The sequence below is a fragment of the Rhizobium sp. WSM409 genome (genome assembly GCF_057653825.1).
Genome location: NZ_JBYGKP010000006.1, coordinates 297880 through 312244 on the forward strand (window position 1 = coordinate 297880; position 14365 = coordinate 312244).

13 protein-coding genes and 2 pseudogenes are annotated in these 14365 nt (G+C 59.0%); 12 read left to right on the forward strand and 3 right to left on the reverse strand.

The features are described 5' to 3' along the window. Positions 1–10 precede the first annotated feature (10 nt). The gene (locus AC25BC_RS35780) at positions 11–931 is read right to left on the reverse strand and encodes an NAD(P)/FAD-dependent oxidoreductase (protein WP_128438905.1); all 921 of its coding nucleotides are present in this window, start codon (positions 929–931) and stop codon (positions 11–13) included. Positions 932–1253: 322 nt separating this feature from the next. Here AC25BC_RS35780 and AC25BC_RS35785 point away from each other — a divergent pair, with 322 nt between their 5' ends. From AC25BC_RS35785 to AC25BC_RS35825, 9 genes are all read left to right on the forward strand, one after another. Next, positions 1254–1643 (forward strand): nuclear transport factor 2 family protein, encoded by a 390-nt coding sequence (locus AC25BC_RS35785; RefSeq protein WP_128438904.1) that lies wholly within the window; start codon positions 1254–1256, stop codon positions 1641–1643. 72 nt (positions 1644–1715) lie between these two features. Continuing rightward, positions 1716–2567: a helix-turn-helix domain-containing protein gene (locus tag AC25BC_RS35790; protein WP_128438903.1), complete on the forward strand. Its 852-nt coding sequence runs from the start codon at positions 1716–1718 to the stop codon at positions 2565–2567. Positions 2568–2677: 110 nt separating this feature from the next. Continuing rightward, positions 2678–3592, forward strand: a complete 915-nt coding sequence (gene ppk2, locus AC25BC_RS35795; protein ID WP_012760628.1) for a polyphosphate kinase 2 — start codon at positions 2678–2680, stop codon at positions 3590–3592. 146 nt (positions 3593–3738) lie between these two features. Further along, positions 3739–5628, forward strand: a complete 1890-nt coding sequence (locus tag AC25BC_RS35800) for an alpha/beta hydrolase family protein (RefSeq protein WP_128438902.1) — start codon at positions 3739–3741, stop codon at positions 5626–5628. A 96-nt stretch (positions 5629–5724) separates the two neighbouring features. Further along, positions 5725–6360, forward strand: a complete 636-nt coding sequence (locus AC25BC_RS35805) for a hypothetical protein (protein ID WP_128438901.1) — start codon at positions 5725–5727, stop codon at positions 6358–6360. Continuing rightward, a complete protein-coding gene (locus AC25BC_RS35810) occupies positions 6357–6548 on the forward strand; it encodes a hypothetical protein (RefSeq protein ID WP_003555180.1) in 192 nt (63 codons plus the stop codon). The genes AC25BC_RS35805 and AC25BC_RS35810 overlap by 4 nt, the downstream gene beginning before the upstream one ends. A 208-nt stretch (positions 6549–6756) precedes the next feature. After that, entirely contained in the window at positions 6757–6999 is a 243-nt protein-coding gene (locus AC25BC_RS35815; RefSeq protein WP_003555182.1) for a hypothetical protein, read from the forward strand. 71 nt (positions 7000–7070) lie between these two features. Next, a complete protein-coding gene (locus tag AC25BC_RS35820; protein ID WP_244432324.1) occupies positions 7071–8297 on the forward strand; it encodes a beta-barrel domain-containing protein in 1227 nt (408 codons plus the stop codon). Between the two features lie 63 nt (positions 8298–8360). Further along, positions 8361–10466, forward strand: coding sequence for a peptidase domain-containing ABC transporter (locus tag AC25BC_RS35825; RefSeq protein WP_487778605.1), 2106 nt, complete (start codon positions 8361–8363; stop codon positions 10464–10466). Positions 10467–10500: 34 nt separating this feature from the next. Here AC25BC_RS35825 and AC25BC_RS35830 read toward each other — a convergent pair whose 3' ends face one another. Further along, positions 10501–11376 (reverse strand): aldo/keto reductase family oxidoreductase, encoded by an 876-nt coding sequence (locus AC25BC_RS35830; protein WP_012760623.1) that lies wholly within the window; start codon positions 11374–11376, stop codon positions 10501–10503. 99 nt (positions 11377–11475) lie between these two features. Here AC25BC_RS35830 and AC25BC_RS35835 point away from each other — a divergent pair, with 99 nt between their 5' ends. Beyond that, entirely contained in the window at positions 11476–12387 is a 912-nt protein-coding gene (locus tag AC25BC_RS35835; protein WP_128438899.1) for a LysR family transcriptional regulator, read from the forward strand. A 42-nt stretch (positions 12388–12429) separates the two neighbouring features. Here the strand turns inward: AC25BC_RS35835 and AC25BC_RS35840 are convergent. After that, positions 12430–12595 (reverse strand): annotated as a pseudogene (locus AC25BC_RS35840) (pyridoxamine 5'-phosphate oxidase family protein); the annotation flags it as partial. A 210-nt stretch (positions 12596–12805) separates the two neighbouring features. Here AC25BC_RS35840 and AC25BC_RS35845 point away from each other — a divergent pair. Beyond that, positions 12806–13423: a type IV toxin-antitoxin system AbiEi family antitoxin domain-containing protein gene (locus AC25BC_RS35845; RefSeq protein ID WP_012760622.1), complete on the forward strand. Its 618-nt coding sequence runs from the start codon at positions 12806–12808 to the stop codon at positions 13421–13423. Continuing rightward, a pseudogene (locus AC25BC_RS35850) lies at positions 13416–14286 on the forward strand (nucleotidyl transferase AbiEii/AbiGii toxin family protein). The gene AC25BC_RS35845 and the pseudogene AC25BC_RS35850 overlap by 8 nt, the downstream one beginning before the upstream one ends. The last annotated feature ends 79 nt before the right edge of the window (positions 14287–14365 follow it).

Below are 14365 nucleotides of genomic sequence, written 5' to 3' on the forward strand. Positions count from 1 at the left end.
GCTAGATCGTTCACGCCGCTTTGGTGTTTCGGCGCTCGGCAAGGATCTGTTCGAGGAGGTACATCGTCACCACGGGACCGACAGCTGTGCCTGCCGCAGATGCATGCGCAAGATGAGCGACCGCATTATCCGCATTGCCAACGGCAAACACGCCCGACCTGTTGGTCCGGCCATCCTTGTCGGTCCTGGCGAGACCGATCTCATCGACCTCGCAGAGGGATGCGGCGAGGCCCGATGCAGCCCGAATCTCCGCCGCGATCCATGTCGCATCGCAGGCGATTTCCCCGCCGCCGCTCGCCGTCGAAACGCCAACAAGCTTGCCGTCTCGATGGACGAGCCCGGTGATTTCGTCCGGAATGATGTTGATATCGAGAAGCCGCAAGCGTTCCGCGTCGGCTTCATTGAACCTGTGCCGTGAGACGATAGTGACATCACGCGACCACATCCAGACCCAGGACGCCATATGCGCCAGGCGTTCCGGCAATCCGAACACCACGAAACGCTTGCCTCGAACTTCATAGCCGTCAAAACAGGGGCAGACACGCACGTCACGCCCCCACGCTTCCGGCAAGCCTGACAGTGGTGGAAGGTCGTCTATCACTCCCGTTGCCAAGACGATCGTGCGTGCTGCGACTCTGGATCCCGTGGCTTCGACCCAGAACAATCCGTCCTCACGAGGCACGATGGAATGGACGTGCTCGGATCTGATGTCCGCACCGTAACGGACGGCTTCCGCACGCGCTTGCGCCATGAACGCTGCTGTCGGCATGCCGTCGAAGCCCAGATGCTCCCGCACCTCTTCAACGCTGAAAATGCGCGATTTACCGCCGTCGAATACAAGCGTCGATCGGCCGGCTCTTCCCAAAAAAAGGGCGGCGCTGAGCCCCGCGGCCCCGCCGCCGACCACCACCGTATCGACTACATCATTCATAACCTTGGCCTTCGATACCCGTGTGATTTCCATGACACTGACACGATTGGTAACATATCCCGTTATTCGACACAACAAAAGTTACGAATAGCGCTTTGTGCAGAATGAAAGGTCCGGATGTGCGTTCTTTGCCGAGAATTTGAAGGACGACGCATTCTCGCCCCGTTGATTACACCTGATGTAATTGAGGGCATTCCCTGTCCCGCGATATTAGTGAACGGCCTTCCTGCAGGAGGAACAATCCTGTCAACAGAAGCGGCCGACAACCGATGTCGATGGCTCAACTGCCGTCACCCGTACAAAGCGGCCGAGGAGAACGACGATGACGACCATGAATTTTACCAAACGAGAACCCCCTGAATGGCTGTTGGCCTTCTGGAAGGAGATCGATGACAAGACCTTTGGCGGAGGCTTTGACTGCCTGGCACAGGATGCGACCTGCAATCTGGGCGTCGCCGACTGGAAGGGGCGAGACTCCATTCGTGAGAACCTGCGCGCCTTCATCGACACGGGTTTCTCAGCGCTTCACGACGTCGCGGAATATTGGGACGGCGGCTCGCTGAAAATCTTTCGCGGGACTGTCACAATGACGCCCGACGACGAGGCTCAACCGGTTGTCAAACCGGTGATGACACACTTCTTCTATATGGATGAACGAGAGCCGGCCAAAGTTGGCCGCTGGTACGGATCGGTTGGCCCGGTTGCTTTCTGATCGATATCGCAGCTGGCGGGAGCGTTATTGCCCCCGCCGGCCATTAGCCGCACAGACGGAGATCGCTATAAGATGAGCTCGACGCACAGTCATTCAAGCGCGGTATCGAACGAGCTTGGCATCCAGTTGCGCGCCTGGCGCGACACGCGCGGCAAGAGCCAACTGGATCTCTCACTCGACACCGGCATATCGCAGCGTCAGATCAGCTTCATCGAAAGTGGCCGAAGCACGCCCGGCCGCCACAATCTGCTGCATCTCGCCGACGCCCTTGATGTGCCGTTGCGAGAGCGCAATACGTTATTGCTCGCCGCCGGTTACGCCCCGATTTACGCCGAAGGCGGTATCGACGATGTTGAAATGAAAGGCGTCACGGACGCGTTAAGGCGCATGCTTGTTCAGCACGAGCCGTTTCCGGCAGTTGTCATGGATCGGTATTGGAACGTCGTCATGACGAACGACGCGACGCAGGGCTTCTTCAATAACTTCATTGACATGGCGGCACGGGAAAAACCGCGCAATCTGCTGCATCTGATGTTCGATCCGGCCGGTTTGCGGCCCTTCATCCCAAACTGGGAGGAAACTGCAAAAAGTCTGATGGCGCGGGTATTCAGAGAGTCCGTGGGCCGCGTCATTGACATGCACACGAAGGCGCTGATCGATGCGCTCCTCGCCTATCCGGATGTGGACAGTGCCTGGAAGGTCTCGACGACAGCGGACAGCACACCCGTCATCCCCTTGTCCTTCGTCAAGGACGGGCAGGTTCTGAGCTTCTTCTCGCTGGTGACCACAGTTGGCACTGCGCAGACGATAACGACCCAGGAATTGAGGATCGAGTGCATGTTCCCGTTGGATGATGCCACGGAGGTGGAATACGCCAAGCTGATGAAGCAGGCTGCCGCGCGTTGGCGCCAGACCGGGAAGTGAGACATCGCCGTCAAGGCCGTGGCGTAGGACATCCAGCTTTCCGTACCTGAACCGTCACACAAACTTCGCAGTGACATGCTCCTGTCAAAAAAAGCAGGAAGGGAAAGCCCATGTCTCAGACACCTCAGGACCAACTCAGCCGTATAAAGGCCGAAATCGCCGACAGCTTCGATGAAGAGCTGGAAATGCAGATGGAGGAAGACCGGCTCGACGATCTGGTCGCCGAAGGAATGTCGGAACCGGCAGAGCAGACGCTCGAGCGAAAGATCTACTTCCGGGAACTTTTCCGTCTACAGCACGAACTGGTGCGGCTGCAGGATTGGGTTCAGCACAAGAAGCTGAAGGTGGTTGTGCTTTTCGAAGGCCGGGATTCGGCCGGAAAGGGAGGCGCGATAAAGCGCGTGACCCAGCGGCTCAATCCGCGCGTCTGCCGGACGGTCGCGCTGCCCGCTCCTACAGAGCGGGAACGCCATCAATGGTATTTTCAGCGTTATGTCCCGCATCTTCCGACCGGTGGCGAAATGGTCCTCTTCGACCGAAGCTGGTACAATCGCGCCGGTGTCGAGCGCGTGATGGGTTTCTGCACCGACGAAGAACTCGAGGAGTTCTTCCGCTCGGTGCCTGAATTCGAGCGGATGCTGGTCCGTTCTGGTATCGTGTTGATCAAATACTGGTTTTCGATCACCGACGAGGAGCAGGAATTTCGCTTCAAGATGCGTATCCACGATCCGCTGAAGCAATGGAAGCTCTCACCGATGGATATGGAAAGCCGGGTCCATTGGGAGGAATACACCAAAGCCAAGGAAGAGATGCTGGCGCGGACACACACGGAGGATGCACCTTGGTGGGTGGTGCAGGCGGTAGACAAGAAACGGGCGCGTTTGAATTGCATCGCCCATCTTCTCGAGCAGATCCCTTACGAGGATGTTCCAAAACCCGAGATCCAGTTGCCGGACCGCATCCGTCACGCCGATTACAACAGGGCGCCGGTTCCGCCTGAAATGCTCGTGCCGGAGCGCTATTGAAAGCATGGCATTCGCCGCGCCCTGATCTTCAGGGGGCGGCTCTCGCGGCGTGCTGCCTCTGGACCATTCCCCGCCCGACACTAGGTTCCGCTTCAAGAGTGAGGTTCCGTCGACCGTGCCTCAGAGTGGACGAGTGAGGGAAATGCTTGCTTTCCAGTAGCCGATTTTACGCCGATAGACGTGCCACGTGGGGATACGAACCAAGTTTCGACGGCGCCCTCATCGCATGGTGGGGCTCCAAACGCGGCGCTCGCGCCGTCTTCGTCGGAGAATTTTCCGGCGGAGAACTCAACATCATCGCCACGTTCAAAGGTGCCCTTTCCCACTTTGGCTGGCGGCAATACGCTGACCTTTTGGTTCTCACCGAGAAAGACCGTCTGTGGGAAGTAGATCCCAGGCGACCCGGGGCACGCACCGACGTTACTCCACGAGATTTCCAAACGTGGCAGGTGATCGTCGACCCTCGACACGCCGCAGACAACCAATTCCTGGTTTCCTACGATCGCAGCTCCGCTGTCGCCGATCTCTATGCAACCAGTGCGGATGGACGCGACAAGCGGCTCTTGGAACAAAACAACGGCTCGACCGAAAGCTGGTTGTTGAATGAGGCGCAGGTTCCATGCATTCGCGTCGAGCTGACTGCCTCGGGAATGAGGCGATACCTTCACCGAATTAACGCCGACAAGCCGTGGCGAGAGATGGCGGCACTCGAGCCGGATGACACGCTGGTCATCTGGCGTACGGACAGGTCAGGCAATGCCTTCGAGGCGCTTTCCAACCGTCAGCGGGACAAGATCGCGTTAGTTTCGCTGGACCCGGTTACCGGTAGAGAAACCGTGCTGGTCGAGGACGGCGATGTCGATGTTTCAGACGCGCTGCGCTTCACGCCCACCGAACCGGCTGACGTCGCCGTCATTCGCGACGGCTATCCACGATATATCGCCCTTTCGGAAAGAGGAACGATCTTCACTGAGCTGGTTCTGGATCGCAACGGGCATGCCGACGTCGAAATCTCAGGTTCTTCCAAGGCTGGTGCGCTGCTCACGGTCGCGATCTCCTATGATGAACGACCCTACCAGCACTATCTGTTAAACTTGGCGGATAAGAGCAAGACGCTGCTTTCCGCGCCGGCGGAAAAGCGCAAGTCGGCATTTTCGGCAGTTACGAAGCCTGTCTACTTCACGGCCGGAGATGGTGAGGAGATACCAGCATTGTTGACGCTTCCGGCTGGCTCACCTCATCCTGTGCCGACCGTCGTAATGGCTCACGGCGGCCCGGCGCGCCACGACAGCTGGGGTTACAACATCGAGAAGAGCTTTCTCGCAAGCCGCGGATACGCGACCTTGTCAGTCAACTATCGCGGCTCGACCGGCTTCGGGAAGAGGTACCAATCTCTGGGCTATCGGCAGTTTGGGCGAAAGATGCAGGACGATATCGCCGATGCCGGGCGATGGCTGCTCGCCCAAGGCATCGCGGCTGAAGGCAAGCTTGCGGTCGCCGGCGAAAGCTACGGAGGTTTCATGGCCGCGCTGGCAATGGCCGACGACAAGCTCTTTTCCGCGGCAATCATCGACTACGCAATCCTGGATCTGCCCTACCAGATGCAGAACAACCCGGTCGGCTGGGGGTTGTTCCTCGGCCAGGTCATCCGCTACTTCGGCAATCCTGATGATCCCGGCGATCTCACGCAGATGCAGGAATTCTCGCCGCTCCACAATGCAAAGAAATTGCGCGGATCGTTTCTGCTCACCGCCGGAATGGAAGATCCGGTCGTCGGTTGCCAACAGACGAAAGCCTTCGAGAAGGCGTTGCGCGAGACGGGTCGCGATGTCACGGCGCTATACTTCGATCGGGAGGGCCATGGCTATGCCGGCTGGCAAACCAAACTGGTGCGCGCCCGCGAAATCGAGCTATTTCTCAGCCGCAAACTCGGCGGCAAGGCAAAAAAAATCGATCCGCTGGCCTTCTTGTCAAAGCACTGGATTCAGGGGCGTTTCGGCAATGGCGCGCGAAATATGCTCGCTCGCCGAGTATAAACCGCGAGAACAAAGCCTTGATACTCTCCCTGATTGCTCTAACCTCCCCTTGGCGCGCCGGATATGGCGGGTTTTGGCTTTACCTCGGAGGCACCTATGGTTGACGTTCAGAGTGTTAATGCAGATACCAGCGGATATTACATCCATCCCCTTGAAGATTTTGAAATCGACGCCGTGAACGGTGCCGGCTCATGGGTCGGCCATGTCGATCGTGGGCTGATAGGCGGAACATACGCAGCCGGCGGCACTTTTGCGACCACCGGAAGTCTGGGCAAAGCCGGGATTGCCGGCACTGCAGGGTTCGCAGCAGGGGCGTCGGGCAGCATCTATAATGGCGGCCTCTCCGGCGGCGGCAATAGCAGCGGTCGTGTCATCTGCACGCATTTCTTCCGACGCGGCATGCTTGACCGCGATCTTTGGCGGGCGGATCTGGAATTCACCTATCGGTCTCTGTCGCAAACGACGGTTCGTGGATATCAATATTGGGCGATCCCCTATGTCCACCTGATGCGCCGAAGCCCGCTCGCGGAAAAAATCATGTATCCTCTCGCCAGAGCGCGGGCTCTGGAGATTGCCTACCAGGCCGGGCGCCGTCCGAAGGGCTCGCTTGGCGGCAAGGTGGTGCGCCTTATCGGCGAGCCGCTATGCTTCCTGATCGGCAGCGTGGTGAAGCAGAAGGACTGGGCTCCGCTTTGGGTGGAGAAGACCGAGGCGACAGGAGGTCAATCATGACAGCCTTCTCAAAATTGATCGTGCAGGAAGTTGCGTTATCGGCGGTCTTGGCGGCAGGCGCCGTCATCGGCATTCCCAAGCTGACCGACCCGAATGCCGCTGCCAATTATCCGCTGGCGATCGGGGTTTTCCTGGCAATGGTCGCGACCTTTGTCGCCTACGAGCTTTTCGTCAAGAAATCATCCTGATGTTATCGTCTGGCTTGAAAGGCCTGTGACGTTTTCAACGGCCGGGAGGCGTAAATCTCCCGGCCGTTATGATTGAATCCTATATTTAATCCTGTCCCGGTCTTCAAAAGTCATCGTCTGCAGGTTGACGCTTTCTTGATGCTACCTAATTTTCCCGTGCACGTAGTGTTTTCGACTACCTTCCCGAAACAAGCAAATGGTGAGTTAAGTGCAGGGTATCAAAGAACTTTCCAGCGCCGAGATGGAACACGTATCCGGCGGTGGCGTCAGCTCCGGTGTTCGGGGCGCAATCGACGGGGCAGCCGCACTCGCAGGTGGTGGCGCTCTCGGGTACGCCGCGGCGATCGGCGCGGGCGTGGGCATTTCCGCCTTCGGCGTCGGAGCGCTTGCGGTCGGTGGCGCTGCCCTTGGCGTCTACGGTGTCTACAGACTGGCGAGAGCCTTTGCCTAAGCTTTAAAACATGGGGCTCCGCCGGAATGGCGGGGCACCCTTCCTTCCCCTAACGACCATATCTGATCTCAATGAGCCTGTTTCGCCGAGAAGCCCTCGAACGGCAGTCCCAGCGTTTAACGGGAACGGTGTCGATGGCGGTACCAATGGGGTGGCACGTCACCGGCTATCTGATGGCCGGCATCCTCATCGTTGTTCTGATCTTTCTTTCCATCGCAAGCTATTCCCGCATTGTCACCGCAACCGGCATTATCCAGCCGGACAAGGGCGTGGCAGTCGTCATGCCCTCGCGCCCGGGCGTCATCATGAAGATGATGGTCGCAGACGGCGATCAAGTCGAAGAAGGCCAGGAACTGGTGGCCGTGCGCTCCGAGGACTACCTGGTCAGCGGTGAATCAGCCTCCGAAAAAGTCGCCGAAATGCTCGACCGGCAGAATGCGAGCATCAGCGAGCAGCTGGCGGAAGTCAAAAATGATGAAATTGCCCAAACGGCGCAATTTAGCGCCCAGATATCCGGCTACCAGACGCAGATCGACAAGCTTCAAAGCCAGATCGCCTTGCAAAAGGAACTAATCACCTCGATCGAGAAAGATGTCGAGCGCATTCGCGGCCTGGTCGACAAGGGTATCGTTCCACGACGAGACGTGACTTTGAGAGAAGATTCGCTCACCGAGCGGCGCCAGCAAATGGCGGTGCTGGAAAGCACGTTGACGGAACGGCGGTCGGATCTCTCCGATGCCGAACGAATGCTCGATCAGGTCAAGGCGCGCTCAAACGAGAAGGTCGCAGCACTCCAGTCGCAGCGTGAGGATATCAATCGCGGCCTCGCCACCAATGAACAGTCCCGTGCCTATGTGATCAGATCGCCGATCGGCGGTACGGTTTCTGCCCTCACGGCCAAGATCGGCGAGCCGCTGAACACGCAGCAGGCGCTCATGAGCGTCGTGCCGCTGAATGCAACATTGCATGCGCAACTGGACGTGCCCAACGCCGCCGTCGGTTTTGTCGAGGTCGGGCAGGAGGTACGGCTGGCGATCGATACCTTCCCTTACCAGAGCTTCGGGACGATCGCAGGTCGCGTCAAGAGCCTGTCGAAAAGCCCGATCAACCGTGGCAGCGGCGCGAGCACCAACCTGAACTATCTCGTGACGGTCGACCTTGAGCGACAGAGCATCACGGCCTTCGGAAAGCAGCAGGCGCTGTTTCCCGGCATGACCTTGTCCGCCCGGATTGCGACCGCGCGCCAATCTCTACTGGAATGGCTGTTCGAGCCGTTGTTCGCCCTTCAACGACGATAGGACCTGCGATTGTCTTCCAAAGCACTTCAGGCCGGGTTCTTTTCAAATTCACGAATTCGTCTCATTCGTCAGAATGAGGTCAGCGAATGCGGTCTGGCCTGTCTGGCAATGATGGCGAGCTTTTACGGGCACGACGTTGATCTGGCGACGATGCGCCGACGTTTCACCCCGTCATTTCGGGGAGCCCCGCTGTCGAGCCTGATCAAGATCGCAGACCAGGTCGGCCTCCTGCCTCGCGCCGTCAAGCTGCCGCTGGAAGAGCTGCCCAATCTCGCATTGCCGGCGATCCTCCACTGGAACATGAACCATTATGTCGTCATCGAGCGGGTTTCGGGTGACAAGGCGCTGATCCACGATCCGGCTGGTCGCAGTGAATGGCTTCAAATGTCTGAGGTATCGGACCACTTTACCGGCGTTGCGCTGGAGTTGAGGCCAAACGAAGCATTCGAGAAGAAAACGGAGCGTACGGTGTTGCGCTGGTCGCAGCTCTGGACGCGGATCAACGGGCTCGGAAGCTCGTTCCTTCAGGTCATCGTCCTCAGCGTCGTGCTCCAGATCTACGTGCTTGCCCTGCCCTACTACCTGCAGGTCGGCATAGACAACGCGCTGCCGGCGCTCGACCACGATCTGCTTGCGGTGCTTGCGCTTGGTTTCGGGCTCTTCACCGCCTTCAATACCAGCGCGAGTTTCCTTCGCTCCTTCGTGATCCTGGCGGCGGGCTCCGCGTTAGGTTTCGGCATCGCCTCGAATATCGCCAGGAAACTGTTCCGGCTGCCGCTCGACTGGTTCCAGAAGCGGGAGGTCGGCGACATCCTGTCCCGCTTCCAGTCGGTGACGCCGATACAGAAGATGCTGACGGAAGGCGTTGCGGGAACGCTGGTGGATGGACTGCTTGCGCTGACGACTCTGGCAATCATGTTCTTCTACAGTGCCAAGCTCGCAATGATCGCCTTGACCGCCTTCTTTCTCTATTTCGTCGTTCGCCTGATATCCTTCTCGTTCGAACGCCGCGCGCAGGAAGGCAGTATCATCGCCCACGGCAAGGAGCAGACAGCCCTTATCGAAACGATACGCGGCATCCAGACCTTTCGTCTCTACAATAGTGAAACGATGCGGCATGCCATGTGGCAGACGTTGTTGACGGATGCCGTCAACGCCAACATCCGCTCCTCGCGCATAGGCATCTGGCAAACGACCGGCAATGCCTTGTTGTTCGGCCTGGAGAATGTCGTCACCATCTATCTGGCAATCGGCTTCATCATGAATGGCGGCTTCAGCGTCGGCATGGTTTTCGCCTACCTCGCCTATAAAGGTCAGTTCCTCGACAAGGCCGGCAATCTCGTCGATCAGGGCATGGCGTTCTTGATGTTGCGGCTGCATCTGGAACGCTTGGCCGATATCGCCCTGGAGGAGGATGACAGAAGCTTTGCCGCCGGTTCCATGGCCGTCACGGAATTAAAAGGACGCATGGAGCTCAAAAGCGTTTCCTACCGCTATTCCCCAACCGACCCCTTCGTTCTCCAGGAGATCGACCTTTCCGTCGAAGCCGGCGAACATGTGGCCATCACCGGGCCGTCAGGCATGGGTAAATCGACACTCCTGAAGGTGATGCTCGGGCTGCTGTTGCCTCAATCCGGCGAGGTGGCCGTTGACGGTCTCCCCCTCCAGCAGTTCGGTCACAAGAGCTTTCGGGATCAGATCGCAGCCGTCCTGCAGGACGACAATCTCTTCGCCGGGTCGATAGCGGACAATATCACGCTGTTTGCCGAGCAGGCCGATCCCGCAGCCATCGCCGATGCCGCACGCGCTTCGGCAATCCACGACGAGATCATGAAAATGCCGATGCAATATGAAACCCTCGTCGGCGACATGGGATCGAGCCTCTCCGGCGGCCAGAAGCAGCGCGTGCTGCTGGCGCGCGCGCTTTATCGAAAGCCGAAAATGCTTTTCCTGGATGAAGGCACGTCTCACATGGACGCCGCCAACGAGGCGCGCGTCAATCATTCCATACGCTCACTCGGCATTACTCGCATCGTCGTCGCTCACCGGCAGGAAACTATCGCTGCCGCCGACAGGGTTCTTTACATGGACGGCGAGGGCCTGCGACCTCTCGCTCCACCAACGGAAGTCATCAGCCTGCAACTGGGCGAAAGCCTGAGCACGCGTTAAGAGCGTGACGTCGCGCCTGCGCTTTCGGAGTGCCTCAGGCGGCGCTGCCAGCAACGCCGTCCAACTGCTTGAGAGCCCCATCCGGCAGCACGAGCCCGGCGGCGGCGAGGTTTTCTCTGAGATGGCCGACGGACGAAGTGCCGGGGATCAGCAGGATGTTTTTCGCCCGATGCAGCAGCCAGGCGAGCGCCACCTGCATCGGCGTGGCATTGAGCCCTGCGGCGACATCAGATAGAGTGGAAGACTGCAGCGGGCTGAAGCCGCCGAGCGGAAAGAATGGTACATAGGCAATGCCGTGGTACGCCAGATCGTCGATCAGGGCATCGTCGGCCCGATGCGCCAGATTGTACTGGTTCTGCACGCAGACAATCTCGGTGATCCCACGCCCTTCGGTAATCTGCTTGGATGTGACGTTGCTCAGCCCGACGTGACGCACCAGGCCCTGCCGCTGCAGATCGGCGAGCACCGTTAGCGGCGCTTCGATCGACCCTTCGGCCGGACCGTGCACGTCGAACATGATCCTGAGGTTGACGATATCAAGCACATCGAGGCCGAGATTGCGGAGGTTGTCGTGCACTGCCTCCGTCAGCTCTTCGCGCGAGAAGGCCGGAATCCACGATCCATCCGCGCCGCGCCGGGCGCCGATCTTGGTGACGATGACGAGATCGTCGCGATAGGGGTGCAGTGCTTCGCGGATGATCTGGTTGGTGACGTGCGGGCCGTAGAAGTCGCTGGTGTCGATGTGGTTTACCCCGCTCGCGACCGCTTCTCGCAAGACGGCCAAGGCCGCACCATGATCTTTGGGTGGTCCGAACACGCCGGGCCCGGCAAGCTGCATGGCGCCATAGCCGAGCCGCTTCACGCTGCGGCCGCCGAGGTTGAACGTGCCGGACTGATCGATAGTGGACATGAGTGTACTCCTTTCAATAGATGACACCCCCAAGATAAACATTGTCGGGGCGTATGAAAATTGGCTATAATCTGCACGGGCTGTGCGGAGTGGCGAACAGTGAAGACAGATCTGGGCGATCTCAATGCTTTCGTTGCGGTGGCGCGTGCCGGTGGTTTCCGCGAGGGCGCGCGCGTCAGCGGCAGCAGCGCCTCTTTCCTCAGTGAAGCGGTGCGCCGCCTGGAGGGCCAGCTCGGTGTCAGGCTGCTCAACCGCACGACGCGCAGCGTCGTGCCGACCGAAGCGGGCAAGGGCTTGCTGGCGCGGCTCGGCCCTGCTTTGAGCGAGGTGGAAGCTGCCCTCGACGTCGTCAATGGATTTCGCGACAGGCCGGCGGGTGCCTTGCGCCTCAATGTGCCGGTCAGCGCGGCGCGGCTGGTACTGCCCGCCATCGTCCCACCGTTCCTCGCCGCCTATCCCGATATTCGGCTGGAGGTGGTGACCGACGAGAGCTTTGTCGATGTCATCGCGGCAGGCTGCGATGCCGGCATCCGTTATGACGAGCGGCTGGAGCAGGATATGATCGCCATAGCGATCGGCCCACGCATCCAGCGCTTTGCCATCGCAGCCTCCCCCGACTACCTGGATCGCCGTGGCCGTCTGCAACACCCGAGCGAACTGCTCGCTCACGCCTGCATATTGGGCCGTTTCGACAGCGGTGCGATGACGGCGCCCTGGGAGTTCGAGCGCGATGGCGAGATCGTGCGGGTCGATCCAACGGGACCGCTGATCGTGCGGGTCGGCGGCGCGACCGACCTGGCCGTCGATGCAGCGATAGCAGGAACAGGGATCGTCTGCCTCTTCGAGGACTGGCTGCGTCCGCATTTCGACAGAGGTGCGCTCGAGCCCATCCTCGAACCTTGGTGGCAGCGATTTTCCGGGCCGTTCCTCTATTATCCCGGACGTCGGCTGGTGCCGGCACCGCTTCGGGCATTCATCGACTTCGTCAAGGCATCAGCCAATCAGACTTGATATTTTTCGGCCAGAGGGAACGTCGTTGAGCGCTTCTATGCGTTAGAGCTTGATCTCGGCATTGTCGCCCATGTCAGGTTTGCTGTTCGAGGCCGCGGCGGCGGCCATCTTGATATAGCTGATGATCGTGCCTGGACTGTCCCAATATTCGGCCGAAGACCGTCATCTTGAGGATGCGGATGGAAGGATCGTCGGGATTGTCCCACCAATGGCCACGATTGCTTTCACGTCACTTGGCTAGGTGTCCGTCTCGGCGAGGCTACACCCCTGCTCTCGCCAACCACTGGGTTTGCAGTTCTCACCCAATCGAGACAACTATTCACGGTGAAAGAATTCACGAAGCGATGGCTTTCTCGCCTTTAGGGATCGTGATACAAATCCTAGGACAACAGATCCCATTCTCCGAGCTTTTATATCAATGCCCAGTTCCGACACTCAACGCCAAATCGCCCGGACCGTGCTAACGGAGCGCGGAATAGCACGTTTGAGGGAACTGCGTAATGCAGGTGTGACAGGGGCCACCATGAGCCGAATGGAACGGGATGGCGAGGTGCTGCGGCTTGCCCGCGGTCTCTACCAACTTCCTGATGCGGAGCTTGATGTCAACCACAGTATGGCAGAGGTTGCCAAACGCGCGCCGAAAGCCGTTATCTGCCTCGTTTCGGCCTTGGCATTCCACGGCCTGACGGATCAGCTTCCGAGACAAATCTGGCTTGCCATAGGCCGTAAGGACTGGGCCCCGAAACCGGACGGCCCCGCTATGCGCATCGTACGTTTCACAGAAAGCCTTCTCAACGAAAGCGTCGAAACCCATGTCATCGAAGGCGTTCCCGTGAAGGTCTTTGGAATAGCCAAGACAATCGCCGATTGCTTTCGCTATCGCAACAAGATCGGCCTTTCGATAGCGATGGAGGGGCTGCAGGAGGCACTGCGGCAACGAAGGACTAGTCCTGGCGAAATCGCCAACCAGGCCGAACGCGGTGGCGTCGGATCCGTGATCCGGCCGTACCTCGAGGCGCTGACCGCCAATGGCTAAGGAAATCAGAAACGTCGGCGCCTCGGTGCGAGCCCGCCTGTTGCACCTCGCCAAGGCAAGCGGGCAAAGCTTTGATCTGGTCCTGACGCGTTTCGCTCTTGAACGGTTATTGTTCCGGCTCGGTCAGTCGCCCCACGCCAATCGCTTCGTTCTAAAAAGGGGCGATGTTGATAATGAGTTGGTTCGACGACCCGCACCGAGGCACGCGCGACCTCGATCTTTTGGGTTTCGGTGATCCGAGTCCGGACCCGATGCTTGAGACATTTTTGGAAATTCTGGCGCAAGAGGCCGACGATGGCGTCACGTTCGATCCCGATACGCTGCATGTGGATCGCATTCGCGAGGCACTGGACTATGGTGGGCTCAGGCTGCGGGTGATCGCTACGATCAGTGGAGCCCGGATCAACCTGACGATCGACATCGGGTTTGGCGATGCGCTTGAGCCGGGAGTGGAGATCCTGGATTATCCTTCCATGCTCGATTTTCCGATGCCGCGGCTCCGGGCCTATGCGCGGGAAACGGTCATTGCCGAGAAGTTTCAGGCCATGGTGATGCTGGGGCGAGTAAACAGCCGCATGAAGGATTTCTACGACATTTGGATCCTCAGCAGGTCTTTCGACTTCAGCGATGATCGGCTGGCGCGTGCAATCGCCGCTACGTTTAAGCGCCGCGAGACATCGATCCCCACCAACCTACCTGACGCCCTAACGGACGCCTTTGGCAAGGACCAGCAAAAGCAGCGGCAATGGCGCGCTTTCATTGAAGGCGTTGCACACAATCCTGGCGATCTGACAGACGTCATCGCGGAGATTGCCGCATTCCTGATGCCGCACGCGGTTGCAGCTGCGAGGCTGGACCAATGATCGGTTTGCTAGCAAGCTCTCTCACACTAACTTCATGCTTTTGGACTCGCGCTGAGTTCTCGCTCGACTGAACCTGCAT

Excerpts from the sequence above, each read along its gene's own strand:
- AC25BC_RS35780 (WP_128438905.1), bottom strand. The coding sequence starts at position 931 with ATGAATGATGTAGTCGATACGGTGGTGGTCGGCGGCGGGGCCGCGGGG.
- ppk2 (WP_012760628.1), top strand. The coding sequence starts at position 2,678 with ATGTCTCAGACACCTCAGGACCAACTCAGCCGTATAAAGGCCGAAATC.
- AC25BC_RS35790 (WP_128438903.1), top strand. The coding sequence starts at position 1,716 with ATGAGCTCGACGCACAGTCATTCAAGCGCGGTATCGAACGAGCTTGGC.
- AC25BC_RS35805 (WP_128438901.1), top strand. The coding sequence starts at position 5,725 with ATGGTTGACGTTCAGAGTGTTAATGCAGATACCAGCGGATATTACATC.
- AC25BC_RS35830 (WP_012760623.1), bottom strand. The coding sequence starts at position 11,376 with ATGTCCACTATCGATCAGTCCGGCACGTTCAACCTCGGCGGCCGCAGC.
- AC25BC_RS35820 (WP_244432324.1), top strand. The coding sequence starts at position 7,071 with ATGAGCCTGTTTCGCCGAGAAGCCCTCGAACGGCAGTCCCAGCGTTTA.
- AC25BC_RS35845 (WP_012760622.1), top strand. The coding sequence starts at position 12,806 with ATGCCCAGTTCCGACACTCAACGCCAAATCGCCCGGACCGTGCTAACG.
- AC25BC_RS35810 (WP_003555180.1), top strand. The coding sequence starts at position 6,357 with ATGACAGCCTTCTCAAAATTGATCGTGCAGGAAGTTGCGTTATCGGCG.
- AC25BC_RS35785 (WP_128438904.1), top strand. The coding sequence starts at position 1,254 with ATGACGACCATGAATTTTACCAAACGAGAACCCCCTGAATGGCTGTTG.